Consider the following 19981-nt stretch of genomic DNA (forward strand, 5'->3'; position numbering starts at 1 on the left):
CTGACACCAATCGCACAACGACAATCGATGGCCTTTTCGACGTGACCTGTCTTCCCCCTGATATCGAAGCGCGGCTCGAGCCCGCCACGCGTCTTCCCTCTCTGCCTGCCGTGGTATCCGAGCTGCTGGTACTGGCGAGCAATCACGACGCACCGCTGACCGACTTCGCGACCCTGCTGTCCCGTGACCCGGCCCTGTGCCTGCAGCTGCTGCGGCTGGCCAACAGCCCCTACTATCGCCGCGGTTGCGATCCCGTCATCTGCTGCGAGCACGCGGTGACACGCCTCGGTATCGATGGCACCCTCACCGCGCTTTTGGGTTTCACCCTGGTGCGCGACGCGACCCGCGGCCCCCTGGCCGACTATTGGCGACGCACCCTCGCAGCCGCGCACTTGATTCCGGCCATCGCCAAGGTGGTGAATCCCCGCCAGCCGGGCGAGCTGTCGACGCGCGCCCTGCTTCGCGAGGTCGGGGTACTGCTGCTGTACGCGTTGGACCCGAACTACTTCGATCTGACCGCCCAGGCCGCCACCCGCGAACAGCGCCTGGCTCTGGAACACCGGCATCTTGGCTGCGACCGCGATCAGGCGTCGAGCTGGCTGGCACAGCGCTGGCAGCTGCCCACCAACCTGTTCCTTCAGCGCCCCGTCGAGCCGGAAGGCCAGCGTCACCACGAATGGCTCGACGGCCTTTGCCTGGAGCTCGCCGACGAACTGGCCGGATGCTGTCTGGACGACGACAGCGACGCCATCCCCGCCGTGCTTCATCGTTTTCAGCAACGCATGAACATGGACGGCAATGCCCAGGCACGTCTTGTCGATGAACTCGCGAGTCGCCTTGAGACCTTGCCGGATTTTCTCGCCACCACGCTGTCGGCAGAGGAGGATATCGAACGCCTGCTGGTCGCCGGCAAGCAGCGCCTGCATGGGCTGACCATGAGCCTGGCCGAGCGGTTGCACCATCGTGAGGACCAGCTAATTTCGCTCCAACGCGACAACGAGGCGCTGGATGTGCGCGCCAGCACCGATGCCCTCACCGGTCTTGCCAATCGCGCCGCGCTGGAACGGCGCCTCGAGGAGATGCTCGAGGACGCCCATGCGCGAGACAAGCCGCTGTCGGTGTTGTTTCTCGATCTGGATCACTTCAAGCCGCTCAACGACCGCTACGGCCACCGACTCGGCGACATCGTGCTGGTCAATGTCGCCGCTACCCTGCGTGACGCCATCCGTGAGTCGGACCTGGCGGCCCGCTACGGCGGAGAGGAGTTCGTCATCGCCCTGCGGAACACGCCGGAGCCAGGAGCTTTGCGGGTCGCGCAGCGGCTACAGCAGTGGCTTGCCGAGCAGCCGATGGCCCAGGTCGACCAGCGCCCCCTTTACGTCAGCGCCTCCATCGGCATCGCCCAATGGCAGCCCGGCATGGACAGCATCGACGCAGCGTCGCTGGTGGAAAAGGCGGACCTGCAGATGTACCAGGCCAAGCAGGCCGGCCGTGCCCGCATCAGTCAAGCTGAACAACTGCAGGAGCGCGCCGGGGAAACACCCTGAAGCAGCACTTGATCAGAACAAGATCTCTGCCAGACGCCGCAGCAGTAGACGCCAAGGCGCTCGCTAGAGACGCGCCTCGACCCGCTCCAGGATCTGGGCGCTGACCTTGGCGACCAGCGGGCGAGCCGCGCGATTGACCGCCTTGGCGACCAGCCGATTGCGGATCTGATAGTCGACGATCAGGCTGACCGCGGTACCTTCATCGACCGCTTCGAGTTCATAGCGGCCCTGATTGCGCACACCGTCGATCGACTCCCAGGCCAGTCGGCTGGGTGGCGACTTCTCGGTTACCTGCACCTCGAAGGTCCAGTCCATGCCGACCGCGTGGACATGCCAGCGATAGCGATCGTCCCCGAGCGGCTCGATCTCGGTGATCAGATCCGAATAGTCGGCGAAATCCTCGACCTTTTCGAGCAGGGCGAAGACGCGCTCGGGAGGCGCGGGAAGCGTGGCGCTGTGTTCGATGGTGGGCATGGCCAGACCGACTCCTTGCCTGAGGGATGCTCCAAGGTAAGGCTGCTACGGAGCCTAGCATCCCGGTTCCCCAGGCCCTTGTAAAGACGTGCCTATCATCAGGCTGACGGCAGGTCCCGCAGCAACAGAGCGAACTCGAACTCGTCGGGCGACAGCGCCTTCCCCGGCAGCTTGAGCCTTACCCGGTGACCGTCCCCGGGCGCCACCTTCAGCGAGCTGCCGTTGCCCGCCTCCATCGCCTCAAGGGTGAAACGACGGTTGCCGGAGGGCAGCATCAGCTCGAGGCAATCACCGACCTCGAAGCGGTTCTTGACCTCGATGTCCAGCCAACCTGATGGCGCTTGCTCCAGGATCTGGCCGACAAACTGCTGGTGAACGCCCACCGAGTGTCCACGCTCGTAATTCTGGTACTCGTCGTGGACGTGGCGTCGGTAGAAGCCTTCGGTGTACCCCCGGTTGGCCAGGTTTTCGAGCTCATCCATCAGCCCCATGTCGAAGGGCCTCCCGGCCACGGCGTCATCGATGGCACGACGATAGACCTGGGCGGTACGTGCTACATAGTAGGGCGACTTGGTCCGCCCTTCGATCTTCAGCGAACTGACCCCCATCTCGGCGAGCCTCGCCACGTGCTGGACGGCGCGAAGATCCTTGGAATTCATGATGTAGCTGCCGTGCTCGTCCTCGAACACCGGCATCAGTTCGCCTGGCCGCTGTGGGTCCTCGATCAGCGCCGAGTTCTCCTCCCGGCCCTGTGCCACGTCCTGCGCCGGGATCAGATCGCCACAGGCGTCAGTGCCGGCCGGGTGGGTCCGGTAGTTCCAGCGACAGGCGTTGGTACAGGTGCCCTGATTGGGGTCGCGCCGGTTGAAGTAGCCCGACAGCAGACAGCGTCCGGAATAGGCGATGCACAGGGCACCGTGAACGAAGGTCTCGATCTCCAGGGTCGGGCACTCGGCACGGATCTCGGCGATTTCCTCAAGCGACAGCTCTCGCGACAGGATCACCCGAGAGATACCCTGGGACTGCCAGAAGCGAGCCGCCGCGTGATTGACCACGTTGGCCTGCACCGACAGATGTATCACCTGGTCAGGCCAACGCTCTCGCACCATCATGATCAAGCCAGGGTCGGACATGATCAGCGCATCCGGCCCCGCCTCGACGATCGGTGCCATGTCCTTCAGGTAGGTCCTGAGCTTGGCATTGTGCGGAGCGATATTGGAGGCCACGTAGAAGCGCTTGCCACACGCATGGGCCTCAGCGATGCCTCGGGTCAGGTTGTCGAGGCCGAAGTCATTATTGCGTACACGCAGTGAGTAGCGCGGCTGACCGGCATAGACCGCATCGGCGCCATAGGCGAAGGCGAAGCGCATATGCCGGTAGGTGCCGGCCGGTGACAGTAGTTCAGGGGCATTCATCCAGGCGTCTCTCTCGTGGGCCGGGCTTTGGCCAGGGTTAAGCCGGGCAGACAGCAGTAAACCGCGCAGCCTGCCACAACCGCGAGCAACGGACGTTGACAAGGAGCAAGTCGCCGGCATCAACGCCGCACTGGTGTTGCCGTCCGGCTTTCGTTACCCTTGTCGCGCCGGACCGGACCCCGGCCGCTGGCGATTCTTGTCGCCACCCCAAATTCTCCGAATCGAGACCCCCTTCATGAGCACGACTTCCCGCTCCACCGTGGTGATCTACTCCGGTGGCATGGACTCTTTCACCGTACTTCATCGCGCCTTGCACGAAGGCCTCGAAGTTCACGCCCTGTCATTCGACTATGGCCAGCGCCACGCCCGCGAACTCGAGGTGGCCCGCCATGTCTGTCAGGAGTTGAAGCTCCCTCATCAGGTCGTCGACATCACCGCCATTCATGGCTTGATCGACAACTCTGCGCTGACCGACGCCAATCGCAAGATCCCTGGCGGTGACTACGCCGAAGACAACCTCGCCGCCACGGTGGTCCCCAATCGCAACATGGTGCTGCTGTCGCTGGCCATCGCCAAGGCGGTGAATATCGGCGCCAGTCGCGTCGACTACGGCGCCCACGGCGGTGACCACGTGCTCTATCCGGATTGTCGTCCCGAGTTTGTCGAGCAGATGAATGCGGTAGCCGCCATCGCCAATTTCTCGCCGGTAGAGATCCACGCACCCTATCTACGGTCCAGCAAGAGCGAGATCCTGGCCGACGGACTGTCCATGGGACTGAACTACCGCGACACCTGGACCTGTTACGAGGGCCGGCGCCTGGCCTGTGGCCGCTGCGGCAGCTGTCTGGAGCGGCTCGCCGCCTTCGCCGACCAGGGTGTCGAAGATCCGTTGGCCTACGCCGCCAATACCCGGCAGGAGCCGGCGATTGCACAGGCAGACCAGGGCGGAGCGCACCAGGATGTATAGCGTCAAGGAAGCCTTCTATACCCTTCAGGGAGAAGGCGTACAGGCCGGCCGCGCCAGCGTCTTCTGTCGCTTTGCCGGCTGCAATCTTTGGTCGGGTCGCGAGCAGGACCGCGCCAGCGCCCAGTGTCGCTTCTGCGACACCGACTTCGTCGGCACCGATGGTCAGAACGGCGGACGCTTTGCCACCGCCGGCGCCCTGGCCGAGCACATCACCCGCTTGTGGCCACACCCCCACGAGGGTGTCACGCCCTACGTCGTGTTCACCGGTGGCGAGCCCCTGCTGCAGCTGGATGCCGCCTTGATCGACGCGGTGCACGCTGCCGGCTTCGAGATTGGCGTGGAGACCAACGGTACTCTGGCCGCGCCGGACGGTATCGACTGGCTATGTGTCAGCCCCAAGGGCAATGCGCCGCTGGTGCAGACCCGCGGTGACGAGCTGAAGCTCGTCCATCCCCAGACCGACGCCCCGCCGGAACGTTTCGAGGGGCTCGACTTCGACCATTTTCTGCTGCAGCCGATGGACACCTCCGGGCTGATGGCCAGCGACGCTCGCAAGGAGCCGCTCTCAGCCACGGTAGAGCACTGCATGGCGCATCCACGCTGGCGGCTGTCGCTGCAGACCCACAAGATCGCGGGGATCGACTGATGGCACTCTTTGTACGACGACTGACACATCTCGACGTATCGCTGTGGTGTCCCGATCGTGGACTGATCGGCGCAAGCTGGCTGGTCGATGTCGAACTCGATGGAGAGCTCGGTGAAGACGGCATGTTGTTCGACTTCGGCGAGGTCAAACCCTGGATCAAGGCGCGTCTCGACGGTGGCGCCGATCACACCCTGCTGGTGCCTACCGAAGCCCCTGGCGTCAGCGTCAGCGAGTGTCGCGAAGGTATCTGCGTACGCACCACGACGCCCTACGCCATGGAGGTGCGCGGGCCCCGCCAGGCCTTTACCCTGCTACCCTGGCGCAGAATCACCCCCGAGGCCATGGCCGAGCACCTGTCACGCCAGTTGATGCGCCAACCGCCCGAGCGGGTATCCAGCATCGAACTGCACCTCGCCGATGAGACCATCGATGGCGCCGCCTACACTTACAGCCACGGCCTTCGCCGCCACGCCGGCAACTGCCAGCGTATCGCCCACGGCCACCGCTCGCGGCTGGAAATCGTTCAGCGCGGCGTGCGACAGCCGGAGCTCGAGCGCCGCTACGCCCGCTGGCTCGACGATACCTACCTGGTGGACGAACACGACCTGAAACAGCTCCTGGGCGACATGCTGCAGTGCGGCTACCGCTCGCCCCAGGGCCTGTTTCACCTGCGCCTGCCCCGCGAGCGCTGTCACATCCTGCCCGGCGCCACCACTGTGGAACGCATCGCCCAGTGGCTGGCGGCGACCGTCGCCCGGGACACCGGAGAGGACACCGCGGTGCGCGCCTATGAAGGCGTCGACAAGGGCGCCACGGCAAGAAGCCCCGGCGAACGGTCTCGATAACTTCTCGATAACTTCTCGAGATCGGCAAGAGTGACCGACCACCGAGACAACCAAGCGCATTTGAAGAATGCAATGAGCCAACCAACGTCATGAGCGAACTGATCGCCTCCTCCTCGCCGCACGAGGCCCACACAGCGACCGGCGAACAGGGCTGCCGCCCCGGCTGCGGCGCCTGCTGCATTGCGCCATCGATCAGCTCCCCGATTCCCGGCATGCCAGCGGGCAAGCCCGCCGGCATCCGCTGCGTGCAGCTCGACGACGACAACCTGTGCTGCCTGTTCGGCCGACCCGAGCGTCCGGCGGTGTGCGAGCGCTTCGACTACGATGCCGATATCTGTGGCAGCCATCGAGACCAGGCGCTGGCCAATATTGACGAACTCGAACGCCTGACCTGAATCGGGCTGACCTGAGTTGGGCTGAGTTACTCCGAGTAGCCGTCGCTCAGCGTCTTCTGCACCGGTTGTCTATGTTCAGGCAACCCTCATTTCCGCGCTCCCTACTGACGCCCTCTCCACTGCCTCCTCATCAGTGATCCACCAACAAGAAAAGGCCGGGCCACCCAAAGGTGGCCCGGCACTCTTTATGACACTCCGGGCTGTATAAACCCCAACCCAGGTGGTGACGGCACTAAACTATTCCACGTCGAGCTGCCCGTTATTGCGCAGCATCGTCAGGAAGGCCTCCGACGACTGACCCTCCATGCTGACACCGTCCAGGGTAATCTTCTGGTCGGCGTTGCTGTGCTGGACGTCGAGCCCGCCATCGCTCTTGATGTAGAGCACGGTGTCTCCGTTCTCCTCCTGGGCAAAGATAAAGCTGTCCAGCGCCGACTGATCGGGATCAGTACTCGTGGAGTCAAAGTCGTTGAGCAGATCCCCCAATGCCAGCTTATCGGCCTCTGGGTCCATGCTCAGAGCCGCATCCTTGACGTGGAAATCACTGACCGTATCGTGGGCGGGGTCCGTCGTACTACCGACATCACCCAGACTCCACTGGAAGGTGTCGGAACCGAGCCCACCAAGCAGAAGATCATCGCCAGCACCGCCAATCAGCACGTCGTCCCCGCTGCCCGCGAAGAGCTGATCGTTGCCTTTTCCACCATCGATGCGATCCTGACCACCGTCGTTACTGCTGTCACCCGACAGGGCTTCATAGTTGTCCTTGATAAAGGCCAATATCTCTTTCTGGGTCGGCTCTGTCCCGCTGTTCTGAGTGGTCAGGTAATCGACCAGCCCGGCGTAGCCACTACCGGCCTCACCACCGACACCCGCAGGGTCGATCTGATCACCAAACAGCACGTCATCACCCGCGCCACCATCCAGGCTGTCACCGCCAAGGTCCGCCGGCTGATCGAAGGACGACCCTCCGTCCAGCGCCGTTGCAAACTCCTCGGCAGAATTGACGATGGCCACCTCACCAGCCGGTACAAGCTGGTCGTCCGTGTAGCTGTAAAGATCGAGTGAGATGTCATGAATAAGCAGTGAGAAGAAGTTCCCTGCAGCGTTCTCTACTTCGAACTGCAGCCTGTATGTTCCTCCTTTCAACCCATTTGCCATAATCTGAGTCGAACTACTATTGATATTGCCCGACGGCAATATTGGCAGCGAGGTGGCGACAACATCCCAGCCGCCCTCCTCATTTTGCATTTCCAGTGACCAAGAGAATCTGTCGCTTGGATTCCCTTCCTTTTCGAAATCGTTGGGGGTGTCGGTCACGTAGTCAAATGACAAGGTATAAAACCGATTGGCACCAGCAGGTTCTTCCAGGACGATAGCATCACTGGTGGCGACAGTACTGCCATCGCCAGTGCCACTGTCTCGAACTCGCAGATAGGTGCCGACCGGGGTTCTATCAATGGCTATGTGGCCATTGGTTGTCTCCACCGACCAATTATCGATGGAAGCGAGTCTTCCCGTGTCACCCGTGTCAAAAGTGGCAAGCATTTCCGTACTGCCTACCGAAGCCCCGGATTCCAGAGGAATCGGCACCATCTCCAACTCACCATCTGCCGTGTTGTCGAAAATCTTCAGAAAATCGCGACCTACATCATCACCTATCCCGATCGCCTCCACCCGACTGATGGCGGCCAGAGGTTTGTATCCTTCAAGCGCATTGGTCACATCCTTATAGGTGGTAATATTCCCCGCATCACTGACACCAATTTGACCGTTGTAATTGTGAGAATTAGGCTGACCATCCGTCATAAAGTAGGCAACGTTATTGAAACCGCTCCGACTAACATCCGTCACCCACTCAGTAGCGGTAACAAAGGCTTGCTCGAAATTGGTGCCAGAAATAATCGCTCTACTATCCAGAAATTCATTGACGTCACCCATATCTTCAGGTGAGAAATCATTGAATGCGATCGAAGGCGAATACTTCCCGCCGAACGCCACGATCTGGACATGGATTGTCCCCTCAAAATCGGCAAGTTCGGTAAGCTTGGCACGTATCGCCTCGATCGCCACCTTGAAGCGTGAATTGCCGTTTTCCAACACGGCGCCCATACTCGGCGAAACATCAACAATAAAGGAAAGGTTGTAGTCCTTGGCAGGTTCAAGCACGGAATGCTTCCCGCCAGCGTCACCTAGAACCACATCATTACCACTCCCACCGGTGATGCTGTCATCGCCACCGCCTCCGACGAGTAACTGGTCATCATCCGGCAGTGACAGGGTCAGGGAGCCATCGGCAGTATCGCCGTCACCATCCGTTCCGGCCAGTGACAAGGACAGCGCAGGATCTTTCTCCGCCTCGGAATAGGCGAAGTCGCCGACCGAAAATGGCCTTGTGCCGTCCAAGCCACGAAACTCGATCGCTTCAAAGGCCTCGCCGGTTGTAAGCACCAGCTGGGCATCGGCGGGAATGTTTCTCACATTGAGGGTGCCATCGGCGTTTTCCTCAATCGTCACCAACGAGGTGATATCCTTGCCGGCACCATTCACGAGGCGAACATCACTTTTCGCAAGTTCCAGCACGTGGCCGCTGACGGCAACCGGATGGCCACTGGTATCGGTACCATCTGGAGCCGAGGCAATCGCTTTGATCCCGACATCCGTCAACGTCCCGTTTTCCGCATTGATAAACTGGCTGAAGTGCGTAATGCCTCGGTGGTTATCCCAGCTTGGTGCGGTGTCAGAAAAACGCAGGTTATCAACGAAATCCAGGCGCACAGCTTCGTCTAGTCCCGTCAGGTCGTCGTGACCCGCGGCTAGTTGCGTATCCCCATCAGTTCGCAACCAGGAGGCCCAGGGTCCTCTATAGGTCCAGGCGGACGCCACGACATCGGCTGCTCCATCGGCACCATCAAAGGCGATAAAACGATGGCCCGACCCGGACCCATCGGTGCCATACTCACGCACTACGTGCTTGCTGCCTTCACTGATTTCCTTGCTGGCATCATCAAATGCCCTGACCCCCTCATCGATGACCTCTACCTCGTAGGTAGAGCCATCCGCCGACAGGCTCACCTTGAAGGCCACGCCGCCACTCGCGGCCTTCGCCTCCAACGTCTTGCCGTCGTCACTCAATTGGTAAGTCAGAACCTCGCCGTTCGACGTGAGCAGCGTCCCGCCATTGACACTCGTGACCTCGGTACCGTTCATTACGTCGCTGAATGTCACTTTACCAATGTCATCGGCACCCGCCTCGAAGCGAACCTCACCCGTCTGGCCAGATTTTAACTGCGCTTGCTCCGCCTCCCAGACAACAGGCGAATCATCGTCAATCTGCACCGACAGCTTGCCCTGGACCTCGCTGCCATCGGCATCGGTCACGGTGTAGCCGATGTCAAACGTCAGGTCGTTCTCGTCATCGCCCGCCGCATGCTCCAGCGCCTGGTGCAACGTTACGGTGTAATCGCCCGTGGCCTCATCGTCCAGGGTGATGGTGATCACAGGTTCTTTTTCGGAGTTGCTATCGGTCACCGTCCCGGTGAGCGTGTGCCCATCAGGGCTGCGCTCAAAGCTCACCTCACGACCGTCCGCTGTCTTGAGGTCGTCGGGCAGACCAGCCAGGTTCCACTGGAAGGCGTTGCTATCGGCGGCGCCATCGTCGCCAAGGCGGTAGCCCAGCTCGCCTTTCACGACGGTGGCCTCTCCTGCCACATCACCACTACCCCCGGCGTTGCCACCGGAAAGCCCGTCTTCGTCGACCGTCGCCGTCGGGCTCTGGGTAGTCGGGTTGTCGCCATCTCCGGGAACGCTGGGCGTGGAGTCTTGCGCCAGGGTCACGCTCAGGGTCCCCACGCTGGTGTCCCCATCACCATCGGTAAGGGTATAACGAATCTCCACCGGGCCCTCGGCGCCGGCATTCGGGGTAAAGGTCACCTCACCGGTGTTCTTGTCGATACTGACGCTGCCCTTGGAAGACGCACCGTCCGCCACCACTTCGGTGGCGTTCGTCAGCCTCCCTCCATCAGCACCCACGGCGTCGTTGGCCAGCACCTTGACCGTCACCGGCTGGTTTTCCTGAGCGGCGCTCTGGGTCACGCTGTCGTCGACTGCCACCGGGCTGTCATCATCGATCAGCACCGACAGCTTGCCCTGGACCTCGCTGCCATCGGCATCCTTCACGGTGTAGCCGATGTCAAACGTCAGGTCGTTCTCGTCATCGCCTGCCGCATGCTCAAGCGCCTGGTGCAGCGTCACCTTGTACTTGCCCTCGGCCTCATCGGCCATGGTGATGGTGATCACCGGTTCTTTTTCGGAGTTGCTATCGGTCACCGTTCCGGTGAGCGTGTGCCCATCGGTGCTTCGTTCAAAGCTCACCTCACGACCGTCCACCGTCTTGAGGTCGTCGGGCAGACCAGCCAGGTTCCACTGGAAGGCGTTGCTGTCGGCGGCGCCATCGTCGCCAAAGCGGTAGCCCAGCTCGCCTTTCACGACGGTGGCCTCTCCTGCCACATCACCACTACCCCCGGCGTTGCCACCGGCCAGTCCGTCTTCGTCGACGGTCGCCTTCGGGCTCTGGGTAGTCGGGTTGTCGCCATCTCCGGGAACGCTGGGCGTGGAGTCTTGCGCCACCTTCACCGTCAATGTCGAAGACGACTTGTCTCCGTCACCATCGGTGATGGTGTAGTCGATCACGGCGTCGCCTTCGAAGGCCCCTGCCGGAGTAAAGGTGATCTCACCGTTGGACGCGATGGCCACCGTACCGACGCCTTCCCCACCCCGGACCGAGGCCTTGGTCAGGATTGCGCCATCATCGCCCTTGGTGTCGCTTGTGCCGTCATTATTGGTCAACACGTTGTAGGTTTTCGCCGTGTTTTCCGCCGTCTCGGTGGTGTCGGCGACCGCCGCTGGTGAGGTATCGAGGATGTTGATCTCCAGGTTGGCGCTCGTGCTATCGCCCTCGTTGTCGGTCACCGTCAGCGCAAAGCTGTCCAGCACCGTGGCGTCATCGCTGTGATCAGCCCTCTCGCCATTCTCGGTGTAGGAGTAGGTGATCTTGCCGCTAGCCGCATCGTAGTCGGTCACCGTGACGCTGCCGTGCTTGCCTTCCACCACAACGCTCTTGGGTGCCCCCGGACCAGTGCTCGCCCCAGTGATATCGACAGTCTTGCCGCTCTGGTCGGTCAGGCTCACCTGCTTGATGCCGGCATCTGCCGCCACCGTCATGCTGCCAGTGACCGTGGCTCCGCTACCTTCCACCACGCTGTGATCGCCGGCCACCACCTCTGGACCGTTCGGATCACTGCCGTCCGGCTCGTTGCCATCAGGCTCGTTGCCGCCCGGCTCGTTGCCGTCGGGAATCTCGATCGTCGGCACGTCGTCGTCGCTGCCGTTGATGGTGATCGTCAGCGTCGCGCTGCTGGTATCACCGTCGGCATCGGTGAGGGTGTAGCTGAAGGTTTCTTTCAGCGTCTGGTTGTCCTTCAACGCCTGAACGTCGGCGTTGTCAGGATCCACGCGGTAGCTCCAGCTACCGTCGTCATTGTGGATGAAGCTGCCATAGCTGGCGGAGGCGTTGCCGGTGAAACCATCAAAGGTCATGCTGTCGGCGCCGGCGCTGTCATTGTCGAGCACATTACCGCTGATGGCCGTCACCGCCTCTTCACCCAGTGCCGCGCTGTCATCGTTGGCGTCGGGGGCGGTATCGATGATATTGATGTCCAGACTCTCGCTGACAGTTTCACCGGTAGAATCGGTCACCACGATGTCAAAACGATCAAACACGCTACCGTCACCAGCCGCGTGGTTGGCAGCCAGTCCATTCTCGGTGTACTGGTAGGTAACGATTCCGCTTTCCGGATTAAAACCGGTAATGGTTAACGTACCGTGCTCCCCTTCAAGCACCAGTGGACTCTCGTCGGAAGTACCTGCGATGTCTCGCCTACCAACACTGATCGATGCGACTCCAGCCGGCGCAGACACAGTAAAACGGCCGGCCACAAACGCCTGACTGCCCTCGACGGCACTGTGGAACCCGGCAGTTGCCCCTCCATCACCGTCTTCAAACTCTATTGACGGAGCGCCCGAGTCGGCATCGCTATCATCCATGTCATCAGCTATACTACCCACCTCCCCGTGCCCAGCCGATTCGACAATGAAAGGATCACCGAAGGAATAGGACTGTGAGCCAGAGGTTTCGGTAATTCTCATCAAACGTACAAAGTCAAACCCATCATGGCTTACCCCCTCCCCACCACCCGCACTGGGCTCCTCGAGCGCTTCGAGAATGTCGGTGGAACCCTCAGCGATCAATTCCAACAGTTTCGAAACATCCTCCCGGCCCAAAAAGTCGACGGAGCTTGCATCGCCCTGTCCCTGCTCTTCGGGCAACGAAACCTGTTGGGCTCCTACGAGGAGGGCCGCGGGTCTACCATCATCGAACTGAAGAGCCACACGCGAATCCTCGGCAGTGACAATGATATCGCCGGCGTTCAGGCTATCTCCTTCTTCCAGAGCGATAACTTCACCATCCGGGCGTTTAGCCCAGGCCTTACCTTGCAGAGAAGTGACGACGACGTTTGTCACAGGCACATGGACCTCGCAATATTCGCATATAAAAGTAATAATATAATCACAAACTAATACGAATAATGCTATCCATGTAACAGGAGGATACACAGTGTACCAATGGACAATAGGACATTAGACATCGAAATGTATCGCCCTGATTTTTCCTTTTTTCTTTGCAGTTGCGGTATTTTCTGCTCTCCGCTGTAAACGGATATGCTTGTTATTGCAGATTTTGTAGGACATTCCTTTCTGTTGTGCCCGATCTAGAACAGCGTGTCACTAGATACTCCGTTGCAAGAGACCGCCGGCTGGAGAACATACAGGAAAGGCGAATCTTTAATAGGCAATTAAAGGCGAAAGGAAAAGGGGCAAAGAACGAAGAAAAAAGGAATCGAGCAGAAATAAAAGTTTCCTTTTGACATCCTGTTCGCAATCCAAGAACAAGAAAATGCCGGGCCACCCAAAGGTGGCCCGGCTCTCTCTTATGGCAACTCTGGTCATGATGACCCAGGCCTACTCCACGTCGAGCTGCCCGTAATTACGCAGCATCGTCAGGAAGGCCTCCGACGACTGACCGTCCATGCTGACACCGCTCAGGGTGATCTTCTGATCGGCGTTGCTGTGCTGATCATCGAGCCCGCCATCGCTCTTGATGTAGAGCACGGTGCCACCGTCTTCCTCTTGGGCGAAGACAAAACTATCCAACGCCGACTGGTCAGGGTCAGTGCTCGAGGAGTCAAAGTCGTTGAGCAGATCCTCCAGGGACAGCTTGTCGGCATTCGGATCCATGCTCTGTGTCTGGTCCTCGACGTGGAAATCACTGACCACGTCGAGGGCCGGGTCGGTGGCACTGCCGGCGTCTCCCAGATTCCATTTGAAGGTGTCGGACCCCAGTCCACCCAGCAGGAAGTCGTCACCGGCGCCGCCAATCAAGATGTCATCGTTGGCGCTGGCAAACAATTGATCGTCGCCCTGGCCGCCTTCCAGAATGTCCTGGCCGCCATCGGCACGGGTCTTATCGATCAACTTGTCGTAGTTGGCCTTGATGAAGTCGAGCGTCTCTTCCTGGGTCGGCTCCGCACCGTTCTGGCGGGTCAGATAGTCGACCAGACCGTCGTAGCCACTACCGGCCTCACCACCGACGCCTGCGGGTTCGATCTGATCGCCGAACAGGATGTCGTCCCCAGCGCCCCCGATCAGATGGTCGTTACCCACCTCCTGCGGCACATCGGAAGACGAGCCACCATCGAGCGCGGTCTCGAACTCCTCGGCGGAATTGACGATGACTTCTTCACCGGCTGGCACCAGTTCATCGTCGGCATAGCTGTAGAGACTCTGAGTAATGTCATCTACTTCGAGTACGTATTGCGCGCTCGCGACGTTCTCTACAACAAATACCAACCTGTAAGTGCCACCCTTCAAGCTATTGGCGATGACCTGCTCGGTTCCACCGGTAGAACTTCTATCGTTGCCGTTTGCCACGAGGTCCCACTCGCCCTCTTCCGCCTGCTTCTCCAGCCGCCAGCTAATGTTGTCGAATCGATCGTCGCTCGCCGTCGTCGGAATCTGTGTGTGGTAAGAGAAGCTCAGACTGTAAAACTGGTTGCCCTCGGTTGGCTCCGGGATAGTGAAGGCTGCGCTGGTCGCGGAGACACTGTTGTCAGTTCCCCTATCGTCGATACGCAGCGAATTCCCATTGTTCCTGTCAATCGTGAGGACCCCCGTACCATCGGGGTCGTTTAGCGTCCACTTATCCAGTTGCCCCAGAACACTTTGATCATCTTTATCAAAGGTCGCCAGAAACTCCTTGGCGCCGACCAATTTTCCCTCGGCGTAAGGAAGAGGGACCAACTGCAGCCCATCCTCCGAGGTATTGTCAAACAGCCTGAGCAGCTGACTTGTCACACCGTCACCGATACCAATAGCCTCGACTTGACTAATCTCGGCAAGCTTCGCGTACGCCTTCAGACCTTCGGCAATATCAGCCTCATTGATTTCACTGTTCGAAGAATTTACTGCACTATTCTGATTCGGGCTTCCATCGCTCAAGAAATAAGCAACATTATTAAAGCCATTATCGCTCTTGCCCTTCACCCATTCACCAGAAGCTTCGAAGGCCGCTTGGTAGTTGGTTTCCCCCTTGGCAGTCAGGCCATCTAGAAACGCGTGGACGTCTCCCAGGTCGGCAGGAGACAGTGCCAAAAATTCGGCCTTGTCGTCTTCACTTACTGTGTCGGAAAAACCAAGGATCTGCACATTAATGATACCTTCAAATGTGGCTAACTCGTCGATCTTGGCTTTAAGAGCCTCAACCGCCACCTCAAACCGTGTCTTTCCGGTATCGTCAAGCTCGGCTGTCATGCTGCCCGACGTATCCAGGATAAAGGACAGGTTATAGTTCTGCGCCGGCTCCACCACGGTGTACTTGCCACCGGTGTCGCCGATCAGGACGTCATTGCCACCACCACCCTGGACGGTATCGTCGCTGTTGGTTCCAACCACCAGGGCGTCGTTGTCGGTGGCGGTCACGGTAATGGTCAGGCTGGCGTCACTGGCATCGCCGTCCCCATCGGTCAGCGTATAGGTAAAGCTCTCATCGACGGTCTGGCCCTTGTCGAGCGCCGCGACCTCGGCATTGTCACTATCAAGCGCGTAGCTATAGCCGCCCTGGGCGTCGAGGGTCAGGGTGCCGTACTGCCCCTTGATCACCAGCTTGCCGTCGGCATTCAACGAGGACACCGTGGTAGAACCCACGCTGACGGCGGTGACGCTGGCCCCGTCAGCACCGGGGGCATCGGCCTGATCACCGCTGGATGCCCCCGGACCACCGATCACGTTGCCGGAGACCGGCGCCATGTTCTCGATGATGGCGTTGGTGTCGCTCGTCGCCACCGGGGCATCGTCATCGATGACCACTGACAGGGCACCATCGGCCTGGCTGCCATCGGCGTCGACGATGGTATAGGTGGCATCGAACACCAGATCGTTTTCGTCGTTGCCGGCCGCATGAGCGAGCGCCTGGTGCAGCGTCACCTGATAGGCTCCACTGCTCTGATCGGTCAAGGCGATGGTGATCACGTCTTCGCTGCCGCCACTGCCATCGCTCGCCGTGCCGGTCAGGGTGTGGCCATCGCTGCTCAACTGGAAACTTACCGCTCGACCATCTGCCGTCTTCAGATCGCCCGGCAGGCTCGCGACGTTCCAGGTAAAGGCCCCGCTCGCCGCAGCGCCATCGTTGCCAAAGCTGTAGCCCAGTTTACCGGTCGTGACCGTGTCCTCACCCGCCACATCGCCGCTGCCGCCAGCGTTGCCACCGGCCAGGCCATCCTCGTCGAGGGTGGCCGTCGGGTTCAGGCTGCTCGGATCGCCATCGCTTTCCGGCGTGGACGGGATGGATGCCTCCCTGTTTTCCAGCGTCAGCGTGCCGCTGGCGGCATCCCCGTCGTTGTCGGTCGCACTCAGGGCGATGTCGATGCTGCCGGCCTCGGTCAAGGCCGAGTTCGACGTGCGCGTCAGATAGAAGGCACTGGCATTGCTGACGCCATACAAGTTGATGGCCTCGAACGGCTCATCGGTGTTTAGATGCACGTATCCGCCACTGGGGACGCCACTGATCCTCAGACTACCGTCAGCCAGCACCGTCACGTTGCCACCCGACGGCAATCTCACATCGTCTGGCGAAAGCGCAAGCACCCTGCCTTGCTGCTCGAAGGGTATCCCTGAACCGCCCCCATCACCGTCATAGACGATAGCCTGCAAGATATGGGAAGAGGTTGCCTGACTGAAAGGACCGCCGGCCGCGCCGGGGTTGATACCGTAGCTGAAGCGAACGACCTCTTGATGCTCCCCCCAGGACAGGCCTTGGCCGCCATAGGCGGCTGAATCGACAAAATCGAAGCGCATCACCTCGTTGGCACCGGTCTTCTGCGTTCCCGCATCATTGCGGTTGAACCCGCCAACAAAGAGCCGATCCGCACTACTGGCACTGTTGAAATTCGCGCCAATCGCACTGTTGGCATTGGTGTTATAGCCGGTAAACAACACGACCGGGGCATCGTCATCAGCGGAGTTGGTAAAGGTACGAGCGCTGTTTCCTCCCCCGAAGGTCTTGGCATCCCGTTGAACGAAACCAGATTGTACCTGGCCAGCGTTGATGCGCTCGAAGCTGGTGACATCATACTGTGACCCATCGCCGGACAGGCCCACCTCAAAGGCCACTGTGTCACCACCGACCGCTTGCAGGGTCGAGCCGTCGGCACTCAACTTCCAGAATAGCGGCCGAGTCACCAGGAAAAGCGCGTTACCATCCTGATCAAACACTCGCTGTCCATTGAGCGAGGCGTCGAAGCCGATATCGCGAAGACCGTCTGCGCCGGCCTCTTCGAAGTTGATATGGCCGCTGGAGCCCGTCACCAGGAGCCCGGTGTCTGCCACAAAATCAGAGGGAGTATCATCGATGATGGCGACATCCAGTTCGCCAGACGCCGTATTGCCCCGGACATCAACCACCTCAACAGCGAAGGTATCCGCGAATTCCGTATCCGTGGCCCCGCTCTGACTGTCGTTGTCGACCTTACGCTCCAGCAGATACTCGTAGCTGAGCGTACCTCCGCTCGCATCACCGCTGTATCCCGTCAAGGTCAGAGTGCCGTACGGGGTATCCAGGGCGACGGGATCGCCGGACAAGGCTTGCAGGTCGGCAAGCGTCAGGCTTCGACCTCCGATGCTCAGCGTCTCGAGTCCATCCGGCGTATCGACATCGAAGCTGCCGGCGCGTGTCAGTTCGCTGCTATTGCGCTGACTACCATCGGCCAGGTTGGCCTCGCTGACGACCAGTTCGGAAGCGAAAGGGTCGAGTCCGGCCAACTGAGCCCTGCCCGGCAGCGTAAGCTCCAGAGTCCCCTCGGCGGTGTCACCATCCCCGTCGGTTCCCTGCAGCGCCAGGGACAAAGCGTCGTCAGCATCGAAGGTCCCGTTCAGCCAGGTGTACTCGAAATCCCCCAGGGTAAAACCGACTCGCGTATTGGTATTCGTGGCGCGGATTTCGATCGCCTCGAACGCACTCTCGGTCTCGAGGACGAGTCGAGCGCCATCGGGAACCCCAGACACCGAAAGAGTTCCATCAGAATTCTCCACGATCGTCACGGACGCGGTAATGTCGTTTCCGGCGCCATCCAGAAAACGAAGCTCATCAGGGTCCAGGGCAAGCACATCGCCGCTGACCTCGTGCGGATGACCGCTGGTGTTGTCGTCGTCAGGCGCCAAGGCAATGGCGGTTACCTTGAACGATGCGGGTGTTGTCCGCCCATCCAGGTTGGCGAGGTCGACTACCTGTTCAAAACGAGTAACGCCCCGGTGTTGCTCCCAACTAGGCTCCTCGTCGGAAAAGCTCAGATTATCGACGAAGTCGAAACGTGCCACTTCGTTGTACGTGGTCCTGTCGTCACCGCCTGGTGCCAATTGGGTGCCGCCATCCGTTCTTAACCAGGACTCGCCCGGAAAATTGAAAGACCAGGCGGACACCACCACATCGGGGCCGCCATCGCTACCGTCAAACGCCACAAACCGATGGCCTTGAGTAGAGGTATTGTGCCCTTCATAGAAGACTTCTGTTCTGCCATCGCTGATAGCCTGGCCTGAGTCCGCCAGCGTCATGATGGCATCATCAAGGACATTCACCTCGTAGCTGGAGCCATCCGCCGCCAGAGCTATTTCGAAGGCCACGTCGCCACCGGCAGTCGTCGCCTCAAGCGTCTTTCCTCCATCGTTCAGCTGGTAGGTGAGACGTTCGCCATTTGAGGTCACCAGGGTCGCGCCGTTCAGGCTCAGCACAGCGCTGCCATCCAACGCCGAGGAAAACTGCACGGCGCCGATACCGTCGGCTCCCGCTGCATCTGCGAAGTTGATATCGCCAACGGTGCCTGAAGACAACACGCCATCGACGGTATCGAAGGCCACCGGCGTATCGTCATCGATCACTACCGTCAACTTGCCAATCGCCTTGCTACCATCGCCATCGGTGATGGTATAGCCGACGTCAAATGACACATCATTCTCGTCTTCGCGCTCGGCGTGCTCGAGCGCCTGATGCAGCGTCACCTGGTAATCGCCGGCGGCCTCATCTGTCAGCTTTATGGTGATGACTGACTCGGCGCCGCTGGCGCCGGCTACGCTGCCGGCCACGGTATGTCCACCGTCGACAAGTGAGAACGCGACCTTGCGCCCGTCTGCTGTATAGAGCTCGGGCAGATCCTTCAGATTCCATTGGAAAGCCTTGGTGCTGGCCGCACCATCGTCACCAAAGCGGTAACCCAGATCTCCGGTGGCGACAGTGAACTGTCCGTCCACATCGCCAGTACCCCCCTTGTTGCCACCGGACAAACCATCCTCATCGACGATCGCCACGGGGCTCTGGGTGGTCGGATCGGTGTCGGTCGACGGTGTGGTTGGCGTGGTGTCGGGCTCCACCGTCACGGTCAGCGTCGAGGACGCGGTGTCACCGTCGCCGTCGGTGAGGATGTAGTCGATGACCGCCTTGCCTTCGAAGCCCGCCGCCGGGGTGAAGGTGACGTTGCCGTCGCTGGTGAAGCTCACTGAACCCACACTGGCCCCGCCCTGCACCCTGGCCTCGGTCAGGATCGCGCCATCGGCACCCTGGGTGTCGCTGGTGCCGTCATCATTATTCAGCACGTTGTAGGATTTCGACGTACCTTTATCGGTGCTGGTGGTGTCGGCCACCGCACTCGGGCCATCGTCACCGATGTCGATAGTGAGATTGGCCGGGTCGGAGGTATCGCCATCGCTGTCCACCACCCGCACGCCGAAGGTCTCGGGCACGCTATCGTCCAGACCCGTTTTGTCCTTGTCGTCCTGACTCGCGCTGCTTGTCAGGGTGTACGACCAGTTGCCGTCGGTGTTCACCGTCAGGCTGCCGTAATCGCCGGTGACCGTGGTGCCATCGGTATTGATCGGGACCCAGTCGCCGTCCTTGTCCTTCACCTCGTAGCGCACCAGGTCATCGTTGCCGGTGCTGCTCTTGAACTGGCCGTCGGTGGTCTCGCTGTTGCTGGCGGCGTTACTGCCCGGGGACTGACCTGCACCGCCATCCAGTCCTGCTTCCTGCAC

9 protein-coding genes are annotated in these 19981 nt (G+C 60.4%); 5 read left to right on the forward strand and 4 right to left on the reverse strand.

The features are described from left to right. Positions 1-41: 41 nt before the first annotated feature. The gene (locus NH448_RS16325) at positions 42-1547 is read left to right on the forward strand and encodes a GGDEF domain-containing protein (RefSeq protein WP_045990889.1); all 1506 of its coding nucleotides are present in this window, start codon (positions 42-44) and stop codon (positions 1545-1547) included. 63 nt (positions 1548-1610) lie between these two features. Here NH448_RS16325 and NH448_RS16330 read toward each other — a convergent pair whose 3' ends face one another. Both NH448_RS16330 and yegQ read right to left on the reverse strand, forming a co-directional pair. After that, entirely contained in the window at positions 1611-2021 is a 411-nt protein-coding gene (locus NH448_RS16330; RefSeq protein ID WP_045990888.1) for an SRPBCC family protein, read from the reverse strand. Between the two features lie 98 nt (positions 2022-2119). After that, positions 2120-3436 carry a tRNA 5-hydroxyuridine modification protein YegQ gene (gene yegQ / locus NH448_RS16335; RefSeq protein ID WP_045990887.1) on the reverse strand — a complete coding sequence of 439 codons (1317 nt, stop codon included), beginning with the start codon at positions 3434-3436 and terminating at the stop codon, positions 2120-2122. A 235-nt stretch (positions 3437-3671) separates the two neighbouring features. Here yegQ and queC point away from each other — a divergent pair, with 235 nt between their 5' ends. The 4 genes from queC (at position 3672) to NH448_RS16355 (ending at position 6289) form a co-directional block, all read left to right on the forward strand. Then, the gene (gene queC / locus NH448_RS16340) at positions 3672-4403 is read left to right on the forward strand and encodes a 7-cyano-7-deazaguanine synthase QueC (RefSeq protein WP_045990886.1); all 732 of its coding nucleotides are present in this window, start codon (positions 3672-3674) and stop codon (positions 4401-4403) included. Further along, positions 4396-5049 carry a 7-carboxy-7-deazaguanine synthase gene (gene queE / locus NH448_RS16345; RefSeq protein ID WP_045990885.1) on the forward strand — a complete coding sequence of 218 codons (654 nt, stop codon included), beginning with the start codon at positions 4396-4398 and terminating at the stop codon, positions 5047-5049. The genes queC and queE overlap by 8 nt, the downstream gene beginning before the upstream one ends. Next, positions 5049-5894 carry a 6-carboxytetrahydropterin synthase gene (locus tag NH448_RS16350; protein WP_045990884.1) on the forward strand — a complete coding sequence of 282 codons (846 nt, stop codon included), beginning with the start codon at positions 5049-5051 and terminating at the stop codon, positions 5892-5894. Before queE ends, NH448_RS16350 begins: the two co-directional genes overlap by 1 nt. A gap of 89 nt (positions 5895-5983) precedes the next feature. Then, positions 5984-6289, forward strand: a complete 306-nt coding sequence (locus NH448_RS16355; protein WP_083970154.1) for a YkgJ family cysteine cluster protein — start codon at positions 5984-5986, stop codon at positions 6287-6289. Positions 6290-6526: 237 nt separating this feature from the next. On the opposite strand, the gene NH448_RS16360 is transcribed toward NH448_RS16355, so the two are convergent. Continuing rightward, the gene (locus NH448_RS16360; protein ID WP_157032926.1) at positions 6527-12871 is read right to left on the reverse strand and encodes a retention module-containing protein; all 6345 of its coding nucleotides are present in this window, start codon (positions 12869-12871) and stop codon (positions 6527-6529) included. A 498-nt stretch (positions 12872-13369) separates the two neighbouring features. Further along, a complete protein-coding gene (locus NH448_RS16365) occupies positions 13370-19867 on the reverse strand; it encodes a VCBS domain-containing protein (RefSeq protein ID WP_253029031.1) in 6498 nt (2165 codons plus the stop codon). Between the last annotated feature and the right edge of the window lie 114 nt (positions 19868-19981).

The organism is Halomonas sp. OfavH-34-E, from assembly GCF_024124525.1.
GTDB classification, from domain to species: Bacteria; Pseudomonadota; Gammaproteobacteria; order Pseudomonadales; family Halomonadaceae; genus Halomonas; species Halomonas litopenaei.